This is a genomic window from Vibrio sp. 1402 (genome assembly GCF_033340275.1).
The window spans coordinates 1-532 of record NZ_JAWOWE010000645.1 but is presented as its reverse complement, the minus strand read 5'-3'; the positions used below and the strand labels follow the sequence as shown (position 1 = coordinate 532).

Here is a 532-nt window from a genome sequence, read left to right as displayed (position 1 = left end):
CGAGTAACCTAACAGTTCAGTAACGTCTTCAGGGTGTTTCTCTATCATGAAGCGTACAGCTAAGTAGCCCCAGCGATACACACGGTTTAAACCGTCGCTGTAGTTCGTACTGAACACGTCTGCCAATGTGTGCGTCTTTTCTTTGCCAAGTACTAGAGCAGCATTGTAGCCCTCTTTGTAGTACATGTATTCAGCAAAACCTTCCAACCACCACACAATATTGCCTTCGCGCATTGTGTCATGGAAGTCACCGTATTGGTTGAATCGACCGTCTAAATAATGCACATATTCGTGCTCTAAGTTTAGAATCGAAAAGTCGTCGTCCCATCCGTTTTGATAAGCGACAAATCGAGGTACATTTCCTTGTTTTGATGGGTCTCGCTCAAGGAACTGTCCGCCGTTGTTGGTTGTGTTATCAAAAAGGAAGCTGGAGTAGGTTGAGTAGTCACTTTTGGTTTTAAAAACAATAACATCGACACTATCGCTATGATCATCAGCGACAGGCTGATATCCGGTATGAACAGTTTGGTGG

General features: G+C 44.2%; 1 protein-coding gene. It reads right to left on the bottom strand.

The window, feature by feature from the left end; translation table 11 throughout:
- Positions 1 to 532, bottom strand: a 532-nt coding sequence (locus tag R7044_RS27720; RefSeq protein ID WP_225456299.1) for a collagenase, incomplete at both ends; no start/stop codon positions are given.